This window comes from Pseudoalteromonas sp. SG45-3 (assembly GCF_014164075.1).
GTDB classification, from domain to species: domain Bacteria; phylum Pseudomonadota; class Gammaproteobacteria; order Enterobacterales; family Alteromonadaceae; genus Pseudoalteromonas; species Pseudoalteromonas distincta.
On the sequence record NZ_JACJEN010000006.1, the window covers coordinates 40,498 to 61,082 of the forward strand.

11 protein-coding genes are annotated in these 20,585 nt (G+C 38.6%); all 11 read left to right on the forward strand.

The features are described 5' to 3' along the window. The first annotated feature begins 14 nt into the window (after window positions 1–14). Complete coding sequence (gene prc, locus H5126_RS09130; RefSeq protein ID WP_165723491.1) at window positions 15–2,039, forward strand: carboxy terminal-processing peptidase; 2,025 nt, start codon at window positions 15–17, stop codon at window positions 2,037–2,039. Window positions 2,040–2,220: 181 nt separating this feature from the next. Next, window positions 2,221–3,684 carry a Na+/H+ antiporter NhaC gene (gene nhaC / locus H5126_RS09135; protein ID WP_002961908.1) on the forward strand — a complete coding sequence of 488 codons (1,464 nt, stop codon included), beginning with the start codon at window positions 2,221–2,223 and terminating at the stop codon, window positions 3,682–3,684. Between the two features lie 47 nt (window positions 3,685–3,731). Continuing rightward, a complete protein-coding gene (gene pepN, locus H5126_RS09140; protein WP_182719811.1) occupies window positions 3,732–6,326 on the forward strand; it encodes an aminopeptidase N in 2,595 nt (864 codons plus the stop codon). Continuing rightward, window positions 6,327–6,548 carry a DUF2835 family protein gene (locus tag H5126_RS09145; RefSeq protein ID WP_010552655.1) on the forward strand — a complete coding sequence of 74 codons (222 nt, stop codon included), beginning with the start codon at window positions 6,327–6,329 and terminating at the stop codon, window positions 6,546–6,548. A gap of 252 nt (window positions 6,549–6,800) precedes the next feature. Then, window positions 6,801–8,900: a DUF1302 domain-containing protein gene (locus tag H5126_RS09150; protein WP_154903039.1), complete on the forward strand. Its 2,100-nt coding sequence runs from the start codon at window positions 6,801–6,803 to the stop codon at window positions 8,898–8,900. Window positions 8,901–8,913: 13 nt separating this feature from the next. After that, on the forward strand, window positions 8,914–10,278 hold the full coding sequence (locus H5126_RS09155; protein WP_165721954.1) for a DUF1329 domain-containing protein: 1,365 nt from the start codon (window positions 8,914–8,916) through the stop codon (window positions 10,276–10,278). 126 nt (window positions 10,279–10,404) lie between these two features. After that, entirely contained in the window at window positions 10,405–11,400 is a 996-nt protein-coding gene (locus H5126_RS09160) for a YCF48-related protein (protein ID WP_182695649.1), read from the forward strand. After that, window positions 11,400–13,721: an RND family transporter gene (locus H5126_RS09165; RefSeq protein WP_182719812.1), complete on the forward strand. Its 2,322-nt coding sequence runs from the start codon at window positions 11,400–11,402 to the stop codon at window positions 13,719–13,721. The genes H5126_RS09160 and H5126_RS09165 overlap by 1 nt, the downstream gene beginning before the upstream one ends. Before the next feature lie 208 nt (window positions 13,722–13,929). Next, window positions 13,930–18,771 (forward strand): NAD-glutamate dehydrogenase, encoded by a 4,842-nt coding sequence (locus tag H5126_RS09170; protein ID WP_182719813.1) that lies wholly within the window; start codon window positions 13,930–13,932, stop codon window positions 18,769–18,771. A gap of 120 nt (window positions 18,772–18,891) precedes the next feature. Beyond that, complete coding sequence (pyrD, locus tag H5126_RS09175) at window positions 18,892–19,902, forward strand: quinone-dependent dihydroorotate dehydrogenase (RefSeq protein ID WP_182719814.1); 1,011 nt, start codon at window positions 18,892–18,894, stop codon at window positions 19,900–19,902. 117 nt (window positions 19,903–20,019) lie between these two features. Further along, window positions 20,020–20,550 (forward strand): cell division protein ZapC domain-containing protein, encoded by a 531-nt coding sequence (locus H5126_RS09180; RefSeq protein ID WP_182695653.1) that lies wholly within the window; start codon window positions 20,020–20,022, stop codon window positions 20,548–20,550. Window positions 20,551–20,585 lie beyond the last annotated feature (35 nt).

A 20,585-nucleotide genomic window follows, 5' to 3' on the forward strand; every position in this document is an offset into this window, starting at 1 on the left:
TTAAGGAGTTGTGTATGAGTAAAAAGTTTACGCTCATTCCGTTAGTTGCTGCCCTGTTTTCAGGTTCATTATTTGCTGCTGTAGAAGCCGTCACTATTGACGATTTACCCCAGCTCAAGCAAGAGAGTCAACATGGTACTGCTAGCAAACGAGTGGCTAGCTTATTTGCTCGTTCACACTATACACCGGTTCAATTTAACGATGAGCTTTCTAGTAAAGTGTACGATCGTTATATCGAATCCCTTGATTTTAATAAAAGCGTTTTCTTAGCCAGCGATATAGCCTCATTTGAGCAATATCGTGATGACTTTGATAACGCTATTACTACCGGTAAATTAGACTTTACGTTTGATATTTTTAACTTAAGTCTTAAACGCCGTTTTGAACGTTACGAGTATTCACTTACTCTGCTTGAAAAAGAGATGACGTTTGATAAAGAAGATGAATACTTTTTTGACCGTGAAGATTCAGCATGGCCTGCGTCACAAGCTGAGCTTGATGAAATTTGGCGTGAGCGTGTAAAGTACGACGCACTGCGTTTAAAAATGACGGGTAAAGATTGGGAAGGCATTAAAGAGGTGCTGACCAAACGCTACAAAAATGCAGAAAAACGTTTAGTACAATCAAATTCAGAAGATGCTTTTCAAATTGTTATGAATTCGCTAGCACGCAGTATTGAGGCGCATACGTCTTATTTATCGCCACGTCGTGCAGAGCAATTCAAAATGGATATGGACTTAGAGCTTGAGGGCATTGGTGCCGTATTAAGCCCTGATGAAGATTACACCGTTATTCGCAGCTTAGTGCCGGGAGGCCCTGCAGATAAAACAGATCAAATTAAAGCTGATGATCGCATTATTGGTGTTGCTCAAGATGGCGAAGAGTTTGTAGATGTAATTGGCTGGCGTTTAGATGATGTAGTTGATTTAATTAAAGGTCCTAAAGGGACTAAAGTACGTCTACAGTATTTAAAAGGTGTTGATGCTCACGGCGCTCCGAAAGTTGTAGAAATCACTCGCGATAAAATCAGACTTGAAGATAGAGCGGCTAAATCAGAAGTATTTGAAGCAAAATATTCTGATTTAACAAGTAAAATTGGGGTGATTGAAATTCCTGGCTTTTACAATAATCTTTCGAAAGATGTAAAAGTAGAACTTGCTAAGCTTAAAGAAGAAAAGGTTGATGGTATTATTATCGACTTGCGCCAAAATGGTGGTGGTTCATTATATGAAGCAACACAATTGTCAGGTTTGTTTTTTGACCAGGGCCCAGTTGTTCAAATTCATACCTTAAATAACCGTATAGAAGAGCAAAAAGATCGTGATGGTATAACTTACTATGACGGCCCTTTAACTGTGTTAGTTGATCGTTACAGTGCATCTGCTTCTGAAATATTCGCAGCAGCAATGCAAGATTACGGTCGCGCTGTAATTATTGGTGAGCAAACATTTGGTAAGGGTACTGTACAGCAGCACAAAGGCTTAGGCCGTGCTTATGACCTATACGATAATGCGTTAGGTAGTGTACAGTATACTATTGCTAAGTTTTATCGTATTAACGGTGGTAGCACGCAACATAAAGGTGTTATCCCTGATATTTCGTTTCCATCAGCAATTGATCCTGCACAGTGGGGCGAAAGTAAGCAAGATAATGCACTTCCTTGGGACAGCATTGTTAAAGCGAAATATAAAAAACTAGGTAATTTAACCCCTATTATTACGTACCTTGAAAAACAACACGAAGTACGAATTAAATCAGAGCCAGAATTTGGTTATGTATTTAATGACATTACCTTATACAACGAAGAGAAAGACCGTAAAACTATCTCTTTAGTTGAAGCAGACCGTATTAAAGAAAAAGACGAAGGTGAAGCACGTGCACTTGTACGTACTAACGAACGTCTTAAGCGTTTAGGTAAAGATCCGGTAGAAAACTTAGACGATATACCAGAAGTAATTGAAGAGCTTGACCCATTTTTGGAAGAGGCTGCATTAATTACTCAAGATTATATAAATTATGGTCGTATAGCTAAGAAGTAATAACTGGTTTTACCTCTGTAAAAAAGGCGCATTGGCGCCTTTTTTACTACCTAAAATTTACTAAATTGTTATAATCTTCGATTACATAAAGTTGAGCTGAATTAATGACGCTCAATTAATGCGCTTTACGTGCTAAAAATAATAATTAAACACACAGCAAGTGTGTGTAGGAGTCTCTATTTTGAAGCCATTGGAAGATAAACCAATCAAACCCGCCTCGTTTTTTGATGCATTAATTCCTATCTCTGTATTAATCTGTTTACTTGGCGCGGCTGTATACTTATTCGGTGACAACTCTTCATCCGGTCCTAACCAAATAGCACTTTTATTTGCCACTTTTGCAGCGGCTTTAATTGGTCTTAAAAACGGTTACACATGGAAAAAATTAGAACAAGCTATGATCGAAGGCATAACGCTTTCACTTGGTGCTATTTTAATTTTACTTATGGTAGGTGCATTAATTGGTACTTGGCTACTTTCTGGGACTGTACCAACTCTAATTTATTATGGCTTACAAGTTATCAATCCAAGTTGGTTTTATGCAGCGAGTTGTTTAATTTGTGGCATTGTAGCAATGAGTATTGGTAGTTCTTGGACCACGGCTGCTACGATAGGTGTTGCTTTATTAGGTGTTGCTACGGGTCTTGGACTTGAGCAAACAGTAACCGCAGGTGCAGTTATATCTGGTGCATACTTTGGTGATAAGCTAAGCCCGCTGTCAGAAACAACCAATCTGGCACCAGCAGTTGTTGGCGCTGATTTGTTTGAGCATATTCAACATATGCTGTGGACGACAGTACCAAGTTTTGTAATTGCACTGATTATATTTATATTCATGGGGTTTAATGCAACAGCTTCAAGCGAAGCAGGGCGCATTGATGAAATAACGGCTATTTTACAGCAAAACTTTAATATTGGTTTTGAAATGCTGATCCCGTTAATCGTACTTTTAGTTTTAGCTATTAAAAAAATGCCAGCATTTCCTGCTATCTCAATTGGTGCTGTTGTGGGCGCTGTTTGGGCTATGTTGTTTCAGTCTGATCTAATTGCTAGCCAAATTGATGTTTCTCAAGGACAGCTAGTTGGCTACTTTAAACTTGTTTGGACTACTTTCTTTGATGGTTTTAGCATAAGTACCGGCGATGATAAGATGGATTCGTTACTCAGCGGTGGCGGTATGGCCGGTATGCTTACAACTACATGGCTGATTATGACTGCACTGATGTTTGGTGCCATTATGGAAAAAACAGGTCTTTTGGATATTTTCGTAAAAAGCATACTTAAAATAGCTAAAAGCACAGGTTCGTTAATTGCGGCGACAATAGCTACGTGTATAGGAACTAACGTAATAGCGGCCGACCAATATATAGCGATTGTTGTACCGGGACGTATGTTTAAAGATGAATACGAAAAACGTGGTTTGAAGCCTGTTAACTTATCTCGTACATTGGAAGATGGCGGTACAATTACTAGCCCACTAATTCCATGGAATACGTGTGGCGCATACATGCAAAGCGTTTTACTTATAAACCCTTTTGATTATGCACTCTACGCTTTCTTTAACTTAATTAACCCTGTTTTAGCGGTTGTTTATGCCTACTTAGGCATTAAAATTTTACGTATTAAGCCAAAACAATCTGCCTAATTTTAAGCAGCTCCTTTTAACTTAAAAGGAGCTGCTTTGGAGTATCTATGACTGAATCAAGTAAACCTCAAGCACAATATCTTAAAGACTATAAAGCTCCTGACTTTCTAATTGACCACACAGAGCTAACATTTGACCTACAACCTTTATCAACCAAAGTAAGCTCTTTATTAACACTTATCCGAGTTGGTGATAAAAAAGCACCTTTAGTGCTTGATGGTGTTGATTTGCGTTTACTGTCTTTATCTGTTGATACAGTTGATATAACGGATTATGAAATTGTTGGTGAGCAGCTAATAATCAATAACCTACCGGATAGTTGCCAATTAAGTATTGTGACCGAGATATCACCTGAGACGAATACTTCTTTAGAAGGTTTATATTTATCGGGCGGTGCGTATTGCACACAGTGCGAAGCGCAGGGGTTTAGAAAAATCACCTATTACATGGATCGCCCTGACGTACTTGCCACGTTTGATGTAACTATTATTGCCGATAAAAAGTATCTACAACTTCTTTCTAATGGTAATCAAGTAGATAGCGGTGAAACATCAGATGGTCGTCATTTTGTGAAATGGCAAGACCCATTTAAAAAGCCGAGCTATTTATTTGCACTTGTAGCGGGCGATTTTGATGTTTTGAAAGATACGTACACGACTAAAAGCGGCAAAGACGTAGAGTTAGCATTATTTGTTGATAAGGGTAATTTATCTAAAACACCTCATGCTATTGCTTCACTTAAAAAAGCAATGCAATGGGATGAAGAACGCTTTAATTTAGAGTATGACCTTGATATTTATATGGTTGTAGCCGTCGATTTTTTCAACATGGGCGCGATGGAAAATAAAGGGCTAAACGTTTTTAATAGTAAATGTGTATTAGCCAATCAAGAAACAGCGACAGACAAAGACTACCATACGATTGAATCCATTGTAGGGCACGAATATTTTCATAACTGGACAGGTAACCGAGTTACTTGTAGAGATTGGTTTCAATTATCGCTAAAAGAAGGATTAACTGTATTTAGAGACCAAGAGTTTAGTAGTGATTTAGGTTCTCGTGCACTTAACCGAATTGATGCAGTTAAAGTAATGCGTACGCATCAGTTTAGCGAAGATGCAGGCCCTATGGCGCATCCAATTCGTCCTGAAAAAGTTATTGAAATGAATAACTTTTATACTGTAACAGTATACGATAAAGGTGCTGAAGTTATCCGTATGATGCACACGTTACTGGGTGAAACTAATTTTCAAAAAGGGATGACACTTTACTTTGAGCGCCACGATGGGCAAGCAGTAACATGTGATGACTTTGTCAGTGCAATGAGCGATGCATCAGGTGTTAATTTAGAGCAGTTTAAGCTGTGGTATAGCCAATCGGGTACCCCGCGCTTAAATGCAATACAACATTTTGATAGCAGTTCAAATACGTATACATTAACAATAGAACAAGCAGCACCGGACAATCAGCCAGACAATAAACCACTTCATATACCTTTTGCTATTGAACTACTTGATGCGAATGGGGAAAGTATTGCTCTGCAATACAAAGGTAAAAAACTAGATCATGTGCTTGATGTAACAAGTACGACTCAAACATTTAGCTTTGATAATATCTTAGAAAAGCCCGTTGCGGTTTTACTCGAAGATTTTTCTGCACCTTGTATTTTAAATCAGCAAACAACAGAGCCCGAACTATTACATATTATGCGTTTTGCACGCAGTGATTTTTCACGTTGGGATGCACAACAGCAGCTATTTATTAAAGCTATTAAATCTCAGATTACCGACACAACTAATAGCGTGTTAAGCAGTGAAACTATAAATGCGCTACGTGTACTTATAAACACCAAAGAGGGCGATTTAGCCTTAATTGCAGAGCTGTTTAAACTGCCAAGTTTTGATACATTAGCCGCTGAATTTGAAGTAATACCTGTAGATGAGATTATTGAAATAACAGAAAAGTTTGAGCAACAAATTGCTGACGAACTTGCTGATGAACTGCTTGCTTGTTACGAATCTCTTGAAGATGATGGCAGTATAAGTGCAAGCTCCGTTGCTAAGCGCGCTTTAAAACAAACATGCTTGCATTATTTGGCTAAAACTCAAAAGCCAGAGGCTGTAGGCTTTATTAAAGAAGCCGCAAGTTCGACTAATATGACCAATGTACTTGGTGCACTAAGCGCAGTGGTAAAAGCATCCCACCCTATACAAGATGAGCTTTTGAGTCATTTTGATAGTCAATGGCGCCATGATGTTTTAGTGATGGATAAGTGGTTTGCACTGCAAGCTATGCAGTCAGGCAATAAAGCTATAGATAATATTAAGGCACTTTACGAACATCCGTGTTTTGATTTTTCAAACCCGAACCGTGTCCGTGCACTTGTAGGAAGCTTTAGTCACTTTAATACAGCACAATTTCATCGCTCAGATGCCCAAGGCTATACGTTATTAGGTGACTTGTTAATAAAACTTAATGCAATTAATCCACAAAATGCGTCTCGTATGCTAACACCGTTCATGTCATGGAAGCGTTACGATGATGTTCGCTCTCAAGCAATGAAACTGCAATTACAACGCTTAGCTAATCTAGATGGACTAAGTGCTGATTTGTATGAAAAGGTTGAAAAAGCGCTCGCATAAATGATTGAGTATTATTTTACCTTAAGATTGAGCTATAACGAGTGCATGGATTACTACCATGGCCGTTTTAGCTCTTTACAAGTTGTAGAAGATGGCGGTAAAACGATTCGTTTTGCTGCTACACATTTGAGGCCCTTCATTTCAAGTTTAGGTGTACGTGGCCGTTTTAGACTCTTATTAACCCCCGAAAACAAGTTTATCCGCCTAGAGCGAGTGGCCTGACACTCGGTTTTTATGTTATATATACATAAAAATATTGTATTTTTGTTAATTTCAATTTGTCCTATTGTTAAATTACGTGTATAAATTATCTGGTACGACGTCTTACCAATACGTAAGCGTCAACCAAAATATAAAGTATACGGAAGATTAGAGCGAGTATTTGTAATTTCACTGATTCGCTTCTATCGTTATGATTACACTAAAAACAATAACTTGATCACACAAAATGACCCGCGACAGGGGGGAACCAAAATGATAAGAAGATCGCTTTTTGTTAAAAATAGAATCGCTATAGGTATAGCAGCCGCTAGCTTAGGTTTATCTGCAGCAAGTACACAAGCTGTAACATTTGAAGCTGGAGGTTTTGACATTACCTTCGATTCAACCTTTTCATATGGGCAAAGTGTTCGCGTAGAAGACAGAGACTTTAGCCTAATTGGTAAAAGTAACAATCCGGCATTTGATTGGACAGGTTACAACCCTGCGCTAAACAACACTATTTACTCATCTCAAGATGTATGGGCTCAACCTGGCTCTTATTCAAATAATGGTGATGCTGGTAATTTAAATTTTGACAGTGGTGACTCATTTTCAAAACTTTTGAAGGGAACACACGACCTTTCAATAAATAAAGATAACTACGGTTTGTTCACTCGCTTCATGTATTTTTATGACTTTGCGTTGATGGATGGCTATCATGCATATTCAAATCCTACATCAGGGCAGGGGGTTGATCCGTGTGATGATAAAGACACTAAAGCGCAAAGCTGTGCAGATATTCGTTTATTAGATGCGTTTGTGTGGGCTGATTTTGATTTAAATGATGGTAATAACCCTTTATCTGTCCGTTTAGGTCAACAAGTAGTTAACTGGGGTGAGAGTACACTTATATCTCATGGTATTAACGTAAACCCAGTTGATATTGACCGATTGAAAGCGCCAGGTGCTGAGCTTAAAGAAGCATTCATACCTGTAGGCATGCTTTGGGCATCGCTTGGCATTACTGACAACATTACCCTTGAAGGTTTCTACCAATACCAATGGCAAGAAACGCGTTTACCCGCAGCTGGTACGTATTTTTCGACTAATGACTTTGCAGCAGAAAATGGTTATCAGCAGAATGTTCAATTAGGTTTTACGTCTAATCCTGATATTGATGTTGCTTTTTTAACAGATAGCTTGAATAACTTAACATCTGATTTTGCATTAGCCGCAGCAGCACAAGGTATTGATCCTTCAAGTGCAGAAGGAAGTGCTTTATTAGCTCAAATGTATCTTGCATACCCAACTAAAGTTGCTTTAAAAGGTAAAGGGGATAATGGTAAAACAGAGCCTGAAGATGGCGGTCAGTATGGTTTACGTTTAGGTGTATTTTTACCTGAATTTAATGATACTGAAATTGCACTCTATCACGTGAATTATCATAGCCGTCGTCCGCTTATATCTGGTCGCGTATCAAACTTTTCACAAGCTGCAATTGCCCAAGATTTAGCGATGATCATGACAACAGAAATCACGTCAGATAATGTTGCTGATTTAACTGCTTTTTCTAAAGCTGAAAACGAGTACCCTGAAGATATTAAGTTATATGGTTTAAGTTTTAATACGACTATTGGCGAAACAGCCTTCGCGGGTGAATTTGCTTTTCGCCAAGATGAACCGCTACAAATTGATGACGTAGAGTTACTTTACACAGCTATGCCTGAGCAATTGGCGGTTGCTGGTATTCGTCCTGATTTTGCGGGTATTTCGCAAATGAGTATAGGCGATGCGGTAAGCTCAGTTGGTGCAGGTGAAGTTGCCAAAGGCTACATTGAACGTGATACATCACAAATTCAATTTACAGCAACACATTTATTTGGTCCTTCATTAGGTGCTGATAGCTGGGCTGTAGTTGGTGAAGTGGGTGTAGTTAAAATTCACGATATGCCTGGCTATGACGAAATGCGTTTAAATGTATCAGGCACTGGCCGTAGTGGCACAATAACAGGCCCAGGTACTACTGATTATTCAACATTGCAACTTGGTCTATCAAATGGCGCTGAAGAGAAATCATTCGCTACAGCATCGTCTTGGGGTTACCGCCTAATTGCGAAAGGCGACTACTTCAACTTTTACAAAGGTATTAACTTTTCACCACGTTTTGTATTTTCTCATGACGTAAACGGTAATACACCAGATCCTATGTTCTTATTTATCGAAGATCGTAAATCTTTAGGTGCTACGATGAACTTTAACTACCAAAATGCGTGGTCACTTGATGTGAGCTATAACTCGTTTTGGGGCGGTGGCGGTGTTAATACATTCTCAGACCGCGATTACGTTTCTTTTAACTTAAAATATTCTATTTAGGGGTAACATTACTATGATTAAAAAACCTACCCTCATCGCTACAGCATTTTGTAGTTTGTTTGCAAGCAGCGCAGCCTTGGCTAAATTAAACGCTGATGAAGTTGCTCAATTAGGTCAAAACTTAACGCCAATGGGTGCAGAAAAAGCTGCGAATGCTGATGGTTCTATTCCAGCGTGGAATAATGGAATTACAACAGCGCCTGCAGGTTATGAAGCTGGTATGCATCATCTTGACCCATTTACAGCTGATAAAGTGCTTTTCACTATCGATAAAAGTAATATTGAAAAGTACAAAGCCAATTTAAGTCCGGGTCAAATTGCTTTATTTGAAGCATACCCAGACACATTTAAAATGCCAGTGTATGAAACACGCCGCTCAGCTTCGTACCCTCAGTTTGTTTATGACGCGACTAAAAAGTTTGCACCGACTGCTGAATTAATCGAAGGCGGTAACGGTATTAAAAATACCGCGATAGGTATTCCTTTCCCTATTCCTAAAACAGGTTTAGAGGCAATTTGGAATCACTTATTACGTTACCGTGGCCAGTCTATTGAGCGCTTTGGTGGTCAAGCTGCACCGACTGCATCTGGCTCTTACAACTATGTTGGTTTTGATGAGCAGCTATTAGTTAAATACTCAGACCCAAGCGCAACACCTGCAGAGCTACAAGACTCAAACATTTTGTTTAAGTTTAAACAAAGCGTTACAGAGCCTGCACGTTTAGCGGGTACTGCATTATTAGTTCATGAAACAATGGACCAAATATTAACGCCGCGCCAAGCATGGACTTATAACTCGGGGCAACGTCGTGTTCGTCGTGCACCTAATGTTGCATATGATGCACCAGGCACAGCTGCAGATAGCCTGCGCACTACCGATGATTTTGATATGTTTAATGGCTCACCAAATCGTTACAACTGGACGCTAAAAGGTAAGCAAGAGTTATACATACCTTACAACAGCTATAAACTTCATAGCGACAAGCTAGAGTACGATGATATTTTAATGCCTGGCCATATTAACCCAGAACATACACGTTACGAAAAACATCGTGTTTGGGTTGTTGAAGCTAACTTAAAAGATGATACACGCCATATCTATAAAAAGCGTGTGTTTTACATTGATGAAGATAGCTGGCAAGTACAGGTAACTGATATTTATGATAACCGCGACCAACTTTACCGTGTAGCCATGGCTTATGGCCTTAACTATTACGAAGTTCCTACACAGTGGAGTACCCTTGAGGTTTATCATGATTTGAATTCTCGTCGTTATTTAGCAATTGGTTTAGATAACCAAGAAAAAATGTACGATTTTTCACAGTCGTTTAACGATAACGAATTTACTTCAAGCGCTTTACGTCGCGCAGGTAGATAGTATTAAACTAGGCACTTAACAATATGTTAAGTGCCTTTTCCTTTCTCATCGCGTTTGTCTTACAGCGCGCAACGCACTCCCTAGTAAAAAGACAAACAACTCTCTCGTACAAGGCGATTAAAATTTATGAAGTATTTGGTATATGCCAGCCTGATAATAAGCGGTGCGAGTGTTGCACAAGAAGCCCCTAACTATGCAATCAGTGCAACAAATGCAGCTAAAACCTTACTCACTGATATAACTAACACGGGTAATGGCTTAATTGCTGTTGGTAAACACGGTACTGTTATTAAAAGTACATCGGGTGATTCATGGCAACAAGCTGAGCTAGTTCCAACTCAAGTGCTCTTAACTGCCGTTGATTTTAGTAACGAAAATAATGGATGGGCGTGTGGCCACGATGCAACAATCATAAATACTACTGACGGTGGCGTTAATTGGCAGCTACAACAAGCATTACCTGAATTAGACAAACCATGTTTAGATATTTTATTTGAAGATGACTTAAAAGGTTTTGCAGTGGGCGCATATGGCATGTTTTATCAAACTACAGACGGTGGTCAACATTGGCAAAAGCGCTTTTTAGATTCGCTACTTTTTAGTGATGATCGTGATTACTTAAACGATTTAAAAGAAAATGACCCACAAGGATACGAAGCGGAAACTGCTTCTATCTTACCGCACTTTAATCGTATAGAAAAAACAGACAATGGATTAATGCTCGTTGGTGAAATGGGTTTAATGGCCAGAAGCGTTGACGATGGTCAAACTTGGCAAAGAATAGAAGAAGTTTATCCCGGTTCATTCTTTGCAGTTGCCTCTGATAGCACTCAAGAAATTGTGGCGGGGCTACGAGGTAATGTTTTTGCAAAGCAAAGTGGCGAAAAGCAGTGGCAGCATTTTGAAAATGTTAAAACAGCGACGATTAACAACATCATTAATTATAATAACAAACAATGGCTCATGCTCGCTAATAGTGGCGTTATTTTTCATCTTCAAGATGGGTTACTCACCCATGAGCAGCTTGCTGACGGTAAAGCGATTCTTGATGGTGTAATTTTAGATAACAGATTGATCATGGCTACAGAAGATGGCATTAAAGTGAAGGAGTTAACCCCTTAATGCATAAGTTACTCGATTTTATTGAAAAGGCGATTTTTAGACATCGCTTAATTATGCTTATAAGTTTTGCACTTATAACCTGTTTACTTGTATTTAAAGCGACTCAAATTCAACTTGATGCATCGTTTAATAAAAATATCCCGTTAAATCACGATTACATGAAGGTATACACTAAACATGAAAAACAGTTTGGTGGTGCAAACAGTATTTTAATTTCAGTATGTGACGACAGCGGAGATATATTTAATCCAGAATTTTTTACTCAATTAAAAGCGGTTCACGATCAGCTTTATTTTATTCCTGGTGTAAATCGTCCTTTAGTGAATTCTATATTTTCACCTAGTGCTCGCTTTGTAGAAGTAGTAGAGGATGGCTTTGCCGGTGGTCCAATTATTCCTGCAAACTTTAAAGCAGATACGCGTGGATTAGGTGTAGTAAAGGAAAACATTGAAAAAGCAAAAGTTGTAGGGCGTATGATTGCCAGCGATTACTCTTGTGCAATGGTAACGGCTCAACTTTTAGAAACAGATCCTCAAACACAACAAAAATTAGACACATTAGCTTTTGCACAAAAGCTAGAAAGTGATTTAAGAGAGCCTTTAAGTACAGACAAAGTAAGTATTCATATTATTGGCTTTGCAAAAATGGCTGGTGATATAGCTGAAGGCGCAAAAGGGGTAGTCGTATTTTTTGCCATTGCTATCGCCTTTACCTTTATTATGGTTTGGCTATTTTGTGGCAGTTTAAAGCTAACTATTTTGCCAATCGCGTGTTCTATTATTGCTGTTATTTGGCAATTAGGCCTGCTTTCAAGTTTAGGGTTTGGACTAGACCCTATGTCTATTTTGGTGCCGTTTTTAGTGTTTGCTATTGGTGTAAGCCATGGTGTGCAGATGATCAATGCGATTGGCAAAAAAGTAGGTGAAGGAAAAAGTACGCGAACTTGTTGTCAGTCAAGTTTCAGGGCTTTATTAATACCTGGTGGTATTGCACTGCTTTCAGATACCGTAGGCTTTTTAACATTACTTACTATTGATATTGGTATTATCCGCGAACTTGCTATTACAGCGAGTTTAGGTGTGGCAGTAATTATATTTACAAATTTAATTTTGCTGCCAGTTTGGGCGTCGTACATGAACTTTGAAAACAGTGTACATATTCAATCTGGTGATGCTGAGAAGCCTAATATACTTGATATGATCAGAGACATTTTAGTAAAAGCAACCGATCCTAAAATCGCTAAAATGATTATCGGTTTTACCCTTGTTTTATTTGCTCTAGGCTACTGGCAAGCAGATAAAATGCGTATAGGTGACTTACACGCAGGCGCGCCATCTCTGCATCAAGATGCCCGTTATAACCAAGACACGTTTTTAATTTCGGATAAGTACACTATCTCGTCTGATATTTTAAAAGTAATTGTAGAGGCGTATCCTGCAGCATGTACTGAGCATGATGTGATGGAGCGTATAAGCCGTTTTCAATACAAAGTTGAGAATGTGGCCGGTGTGCAGTCTGCTGTAAGTTTGAGCTCTGTAGCTCAATCGGTTAACGCGGGCTACAACGAAGGCAATTTAAAATGGCAGAGTTTGCCACGAAATTCAGCAAGCTTAGTACAGTCAACGTCTCGAGTTGAAACTAGTACAGGCTTACTTAACGGTGATTGTTCAGTTATGCCAGTGATTATATTCTTAGATGATCATAAAGCACAAACTATCGATACCGTAATTAAGAGTGTTAAGCAATTTGCACAAGAAGAGGGCACTGAAAAACTAGCATTTAAATTAGCGTCAGGACCTGTGGGCGTAATGGCGGCTACTAATGAGTCTGTATCAGAAGCACAAATACCCATGATGCTTTACGTTTATGGTGCCGTTATTATTTTATGTTTAATGAGCTTTAGAAGCGTAAAAGCAACAGTAGCCGTAGTATTACCGCTTTATATTGTATCAACCCTTGCCCAAGCACTTATGGTACAGCTGGAAATAGGCTTAACAGTTTCTACTTTACCTGTAATTGCATTAGGTGTAGGCATTGGTGTTGATTACGGTATTTATATACTGTCGTCGATGATGGGGCAGCTTAAGCAAAACGTACCGCTTAGTGTTGCTTATAGTAATGCGCTTGTTGAGCGTGGCAGCGCGGTTCTATTTACTGGTATTACATTAGCTATTGGTGTGAGCACTTGGATATTCTCAGATCTTAAATTCCAAGTTGATATGGGTATACTATTAACCTTCATGTTTTTAGTGAATATGTTAGGTGCAGTGTTGTTATTACCCGCAATTGGTAGCCTTCTCTGGACTGACCAGAAAAAATAATGTGAATACTTTTGCTCCTAAATGGCCAGTAATGGCCATTTATATCTATATTTTGTGAATAGATGACCAAATAGCTGAAATGCTTAAAATGTTTTCATCGAAAAGGCTGTTTATTAGCTGTAAAAGGGTTAGAATTTAACTGACTCCACGCTAATAATACGCTGTACAAATATTCTGCTTTTAGCAGTAATAGATTAAGGAACATACAATGACACGAAATGAAGGCCAAGCCTCGGTTATCCTAGATAATGTCTGTAAGCTGATCCAGAAAAAAGTTCGCGCTGATAATGTGTTACTCGTTGAGAAATTCGCCAAAGCCTTGTACAGCAATATGTCTAAAGAGGATTTGGCAAACCGCAACGATAGTGACCTATATGGCGCAGCATTAAGCCTTTGGAACTCGCTAGAAAAAAATACTACTGACGACGCAGTTATCCGCGTTTTCAATCCAGAAGTGGCAAAAGATGGCTGGCAGTCATCACATACAATCGTTGAAATTATCACTAAAGATATGCCGTTCTTAGTTGATTCTGTTCGTATGGCCATGACTCGTGAAAATATCGCCTCTCACTTATTACTTCACTGCCCATTAAAAATTAAGCGTGATGAAAACGCTAAAATTTCTGGATTATCAAATTTAAAAGCAGAGCAAGAATCTTCATCTACTAAAACAGTATTTTTTATTGAAATTGACCGTCAAACAGATTCTTCTGTGATTGAGTCTTTCAAAAAAGAATTAGAGTCTGTGCTAGTTGATGTATCAGTTGCTGTTGATGATTGGCAACCAATCCGTAAAAAATTAATTGCAGTGACTAAAGAGTTACCTAAACGTCATCATAATAAAAGTAAAGATGAAGTTTCAGAAACAACTGAGTTTTTAGATTGGTTAGCTAAAGATAATTTTACCCTAATGGGTTACCGTGAATATGAGTTAAGCCCAGTTCAAGGTGATTACCAACTAAAAGGTAAAATGGATACAAGCCTAGGCTTGATGAAAAACTCTACTGAAGAACACACTCGCTTATTATCAGAATTACCTGAAGTTGCACGTCAAGAAGCTCGTAGCAGCAACCTACTGATTTTAACAAAAACTAACTCTGTTTCTCGTGTTCATCGTCCAGCTTACATTGATTATGTTGGCATTAAGCGTTTTGACGATGAAGGCAATGTAATTGGTGAAGACCGCTTTATCGGTTTATTCTCATCAAGCTTTTACAATAACAGTGCTACTGATGTGCCTGTGTTAAAAAGTAAAATTAATCGCATTATGGAAATGTGTGATTTTGCTAAAGGTACTCACGCTTACAAAGCTGTTTTAAATATTTTAGAAACCTACCCACGTGATGAGCTAGTTCAAGCGCGCGAAGGTGAGCTACTTGAAGTTGCTATGGGTGTGTTACAAGTACAAGAGCGCGATATGTGTCGCTTGTTTGTACGTAAAGATGCGTATGGTCGTTTTTTATCTTGTATGGTTTATGTACCTCGCGAGCGTTATAACACGGCTCTTCGTCGTGAAACGCAAGATATATTAGCTAATGCATTTAATTCTGACGATAAAGTCGAATTTACTACTTATTTCTCTGAGTCAACACTGGCGCGTACTCATTACACCGTTCGTGTGACCGACAACAAGATCGAATATAACGTGAAAGACATCGAAAACAATTTAGTAGAAGCTGCACGTACGTGGGAAGATAAACTTCAATCTGCACTTTTAGAGTCTGCGGGTGAAGCTCGTGGTAACGATTTAAATCGTAAATACTGTAATGCGTTTGCACGCTCATACAAAGATGAAGTGCTTCCAAGTGCTGCGGTTGTTGATATTGAAAAGTTAGAACTACTTAGCGATGAAAACAAACTAGAAATGTTGTTTTACCGTCCTCAAGAAGAAGCAAACAGCAATATTGTACGATTAAGCTTATTCCATAAAGATGAGCCGATTCACTTATCTGATGTTATGCCAATGCTTGAAAACTTTGGCCTTCGCGTTGTTGGTGAAACACCATACTCAGTTAAAACTAGCGATGATCGTATCAACTGGATCATGGACTTCTCGATGCTTATTGACAGCAAAGGGATGGCGGATTTTGATAAAATTTCAGCACGTTTTCGTGCTGCATTAACAAATGTTTGGGGCAACCGCCTTGAAAACGATGGTTTTAACCGTTTAGTGTTAATGGGTGGTCTAACAGGCCGCGAAGCCTCTATTTTACGTGCGTATGCTAAATACATGCGTCAAATTGGTGTAACGTTCTCACAAAGTTACATAGAAAGTACATTTGCAAATTATCCAAATATCGCAGCGCAAATTGTTAACTTGTTTGCTAAAAAGTTCTCAGTTAAAAGCCCTGCAAGTGCTAAAACACTTGAAAAGCTAAGCACGCAAATTTATTTAGAGCTTGAAAATGTAGCAAACCTTGATGATGACCGTATTATACGTTTATACGTTGATATGATTGTTGCGACGCTGCGTACTAACTATTTCCAAAAAGACGATGCCGGACAGTTTAAGTCTTATGTGTCGTTTAAAATACAACCTAGCTTAATTCCTGATGTACCACTTCCTTTACCTGCGTTTGAAATTTTTGTTTATTCTCCGCGCGTAGAAGGTGTGCATTTACGTTACGGCAAAGTAGCACGTGGTGGTCTGCGTTGGTCAGATCGTCGTGAAGACTTCCGTACTGAAGTACTTGGCTTAGTTAAAGCACAACAAGTTAAAAATACTGTAATCGTACCTGTAGGTTCTAAAGGTGGCTTTGTATGTAAACAACTACCGACTGAGCGTGAAGCGTTTATTAAAGAAGGCCAAGAGTGTTATAAAATCTTTATCCGTGGTCTTTTAGATATTACTGATAATATTGAGCGTGGTGAAATAGTACCAGCGCGCGATGTTGTTCGTCACGATGAAGATGATGCTTACCTAGTAGTTGCAGCGGATAAAGGAACTGCTACTTTCTCTGATATCGCAAATGGCATTGCTAACGAATACAATTTCTGGCTAGGTGATGCATTTGCATCTGGTGGCTCGGTTGGTTATGACCATAAGAAAATGGGTATCACAGCAAAAGGCGCATGGGAGTCAGTTAAACGACATTTCCGTGAAATGGATATTGATTGTCAAACTACCGACTTTACAGTAGTAGCAATTGGCGATATGGCAGGCGATGTATTTGGTAATGGTATGCTGTTATCTAAGCATATTCGTCTACAAGTTGCCTTTAACCATATGCACATTTTTGTTGACCCTAATCCAGATGCTGCTACATCTTACCCTGAGCGCGAACGTTTATTTAATATGCCGCGTTCTTCTTGGGAAGATTACAATAAAGAGCTAATTTCTGCCGGTGGCGGTGTGTTCTCTCGTGCAGCTAAATCAATTACGCTTAGCCCAGAAATGAAAAAAATGTTGGGCACTAAAAAAGCTAGTATGACACCAAATGAGTTAATGAAAGCCTCATTAATGATGGAGTTTGATTTACTGTGGAATGGCGGTATTGGTACATACATTAAACACTCTAAAGAAACTGATGCCGATGTAGGGGATCGTGCAAACGATGCACTACGTATCAATGGTAGAGATTTAGGCGCTAAAATAATAGGTGAGGGCGGTAACTTAGGTGCAACGCAATTAGGTCGTGTTGAATTTGCAGCTAAGGGTGGTCGTGTTAATACAGACTTTATTGATAACGTAGGGGGTGTTGCCTGTTCAGATAACGAAGTTAACATTAAGATTTTACTTAATGGCTTAGTTGCTGAAGGTGACCTAACACGTAAACAACGTGATGAGCTACTTTACTCAATGACAGATGAAGTTTCTGAATTAGTATTAAAGGACTGTTACCGTCAAACACATACTATTTCAATTACGCAGTCTAAAGGAACGTCAACGCTCAAAGAAAAGATTCGCTTTATTCATGCGCTTGAAAAAGAGGGCAAGTTAAACCGTGCTATCGAATTTATTCCAAGTGATGAAGAATTAGCAGAACGCGCCGCTGCAGGTAAAGACTTAACTCGTCCTGAGCTTTCAGTGCTAGTGTCTTACGCAAAAATGGTATTAAAAGAGTCTTTAGTAAGTGATGAAATTACTGAAAACCCTTACTATCGCCAATTGCTTGTTAAGTCATTCCCACGCCCATTGCGTGAGAAGTTTAACGATGCGATGAACAACCACCCACTTCGTAAAGAAATTATTGCAACTAAACTTGCTAACAGTATCGTTAACGATATGGGTTTAAACTTCATGGTACGTATGCATGAAGAAACCGGTGCTAATGAAGCTGAGATAGCAATGTGTTACTCAATTGCTAGCGAAATATTTGAAATGCGTGAAACATGGTCTTCTATTAGTGCACTTGATAATAAAATACCAGCAGCAGTTCAAACTGAAATGCTTTACCAACTTCGTCGTACTGTGCGCCGAGCAACGCGTTGGTTCTTACGTCATCGTAATAAGTCACAAACTATTGAACAAGGAATTGAATTCTTTGCGCCAACCTTTAAAGATTTAAGCGATAACTTAAATACGTATATGATTGAAAAAGAAAATGATCGTATTGTAATTGAGGCCAATAAGTTAATTGACGCGGGCGTTCCAACAGATATAGCTAATCGTATTGTTTCTTTATCAAGCTTATTCTCTGTGATGGATTTAGCAGAAGTTGCGAATAGTTCAGGTAAGAGTATTTCGATGGTGTCCAATACTTACTTTAAACTAGGTGCAAGAATGGGTCTGCATTGGTTCTTAGAGCAAATAACTAAGCAACCAGTAGCAAATCATTGGCAAGCACTTGCTCGCTCGTCTTATCGAGAAGAGCTTGATTGGCAGCAACGTACGTTATCTGAAGTTGTATTAAATAGCTTTGAAGGTGATGAGAGCGATGTTGATAGTCAAATAGACGAGTGGATGGATAGCCAAGATTTATTACTTCAACGCTGGAAACAAATGCTGGCTGAGTTTAAAACATCACAAAGCCACGACTTTGCTAAGTTCTCGGTTGCACTTCGTGAACTTATGTTGTTAAGCCACAATTGTGATACGTCAGGAAAATAATTTAGCTTTAATCAGTTAATTGTTTAGTAAATAAATAACTGATTGTTAAAATTGTTATACAATACCTCAGCCTTGTCTGAGGTATTTTTTTGTCTAAAATTTAAAAAGAGGATTATATTGATGTTTTATGATTTAGCTCGCCGTTTTATGTTTACCCGTGATGCGGAGTGGGCGCATGAGTTTGCACTTAATAATCTTCGTCGTTTTACCAATACACCTTTAAATTTAGCTTGGTCGCAAAATATTTCTGATAAGCCAGTCGATTTTTTGGGTCTGAAATTTAAAAACCCTGTAGGGCTAGCAGCTGGCCTTGATAAAAATGCGGAATGTATTGATGCATTTAGCCAAATGGGCTTTGGTTTTATTGAAGTTGGCACTATTACGCCGCGTGCTCAAGCTGGTAATGATAAACCTCGTATTTTTAGGTTGCCAGAATCAAACGCTATTATTAACCGTATGGGTTTTAATAATAAAGGCGTTGATAACTTAGTTGCAAATGTAAAAGCAGCAAAATACAGCGGCATACTCGGTATTAATATTGGTAAAAATAAAGATACGCCAAATGAACAAGGTAAAGATGACTATATTCATTGTATGCGTAAAGTGTTTGAACATGCCTCATATATTACGGTAAATATTTCATCACCAAATACACCTGGCTTGCGTGATTTGCAATATGGCGCTGCACTTGATGATTTACTGCAAAGTCTTAAAAACGAACAGTTAGATTTAGTTGCAAAGCACAATAAACAAGTACCTATGCTTGTAAAAATTGCACCGGATCTAGATCAAATTCAAATAGAGCAAGTAAGTGAGTCACTTTTAAATAATAAAATCGATGGTGTAATTGCCACCAACACCACGCTTGAGCGAGCTGCAGTTATGGGCCAGCAATATGCAGAAGAAGCCGGCGGTTTATCAGGTCACCCTGTTAGAATGCGCTCTACAGAGATAGTGAGTGAATTGAAACGCTTAACACAAGGTAAATTACCAATCATCGGAGTAGGCGGAATAGATGATGCGCAATCAGCAAAAGAAAAGTTCGATGCAGGCGCAAATTTAGTCCAGGTTTATACTGGGTTCATCTACAAAGGCCCACAATTGGTAAAGTCGATCGTTAACGGCTTATAAGGATCAGTTATCTAAGCTTTTGATCGTTCGATAAATGTTCTAAGCAAGCATTTTAAAAGTGGTCAAAAGCGGTTATACTGTGAGCAATAATTATTCAACATACCCAAGGAGGAGTAAATGTTACAAGCATCAAAGCAATGGCAGTGGATTACTTGTCCTAATAAAAATCGTTTGTTACTTGATTTAAATGACGACATGCAATTATGTACGCCCTATAAGTTAAGACAACTCACCGATTCTGTTTTTAAAAATCCACGTTTTAGTTTAGAAGATGCTGCATTTTATGAACAAGTTTATAACTATTTAGATGGGTTTGAATTGTGGTCTGCTGCTCAAATTTGTCAAATATCGCTAAATGCAACCGCCGTTAAGTATCACTTAAAACCCGTTTTATCAAAAAGCTGGTTTTTTGAAGAGTACACTGGAACAGAGCCAAGTGTAGAAGCAATAGTAAAATTAATATCTAAATCGCAGACTGGCGATTTTTTAATTGTAGAGCATTGCCCTGATGCATCTATTTGCTTAAATTTAAGCGAAACCTTTAAATTAGACGAAAATTTATCTTTAGCACAATTTGAAGTAATCCGTATTTTGAATAATCGAGTCCACCCCATCTTAAATCAGCAATATCAAAGTCAAACCGCCTAACCAAATTTAAGTCTTAAGCGTGTCTTTATGGCGTG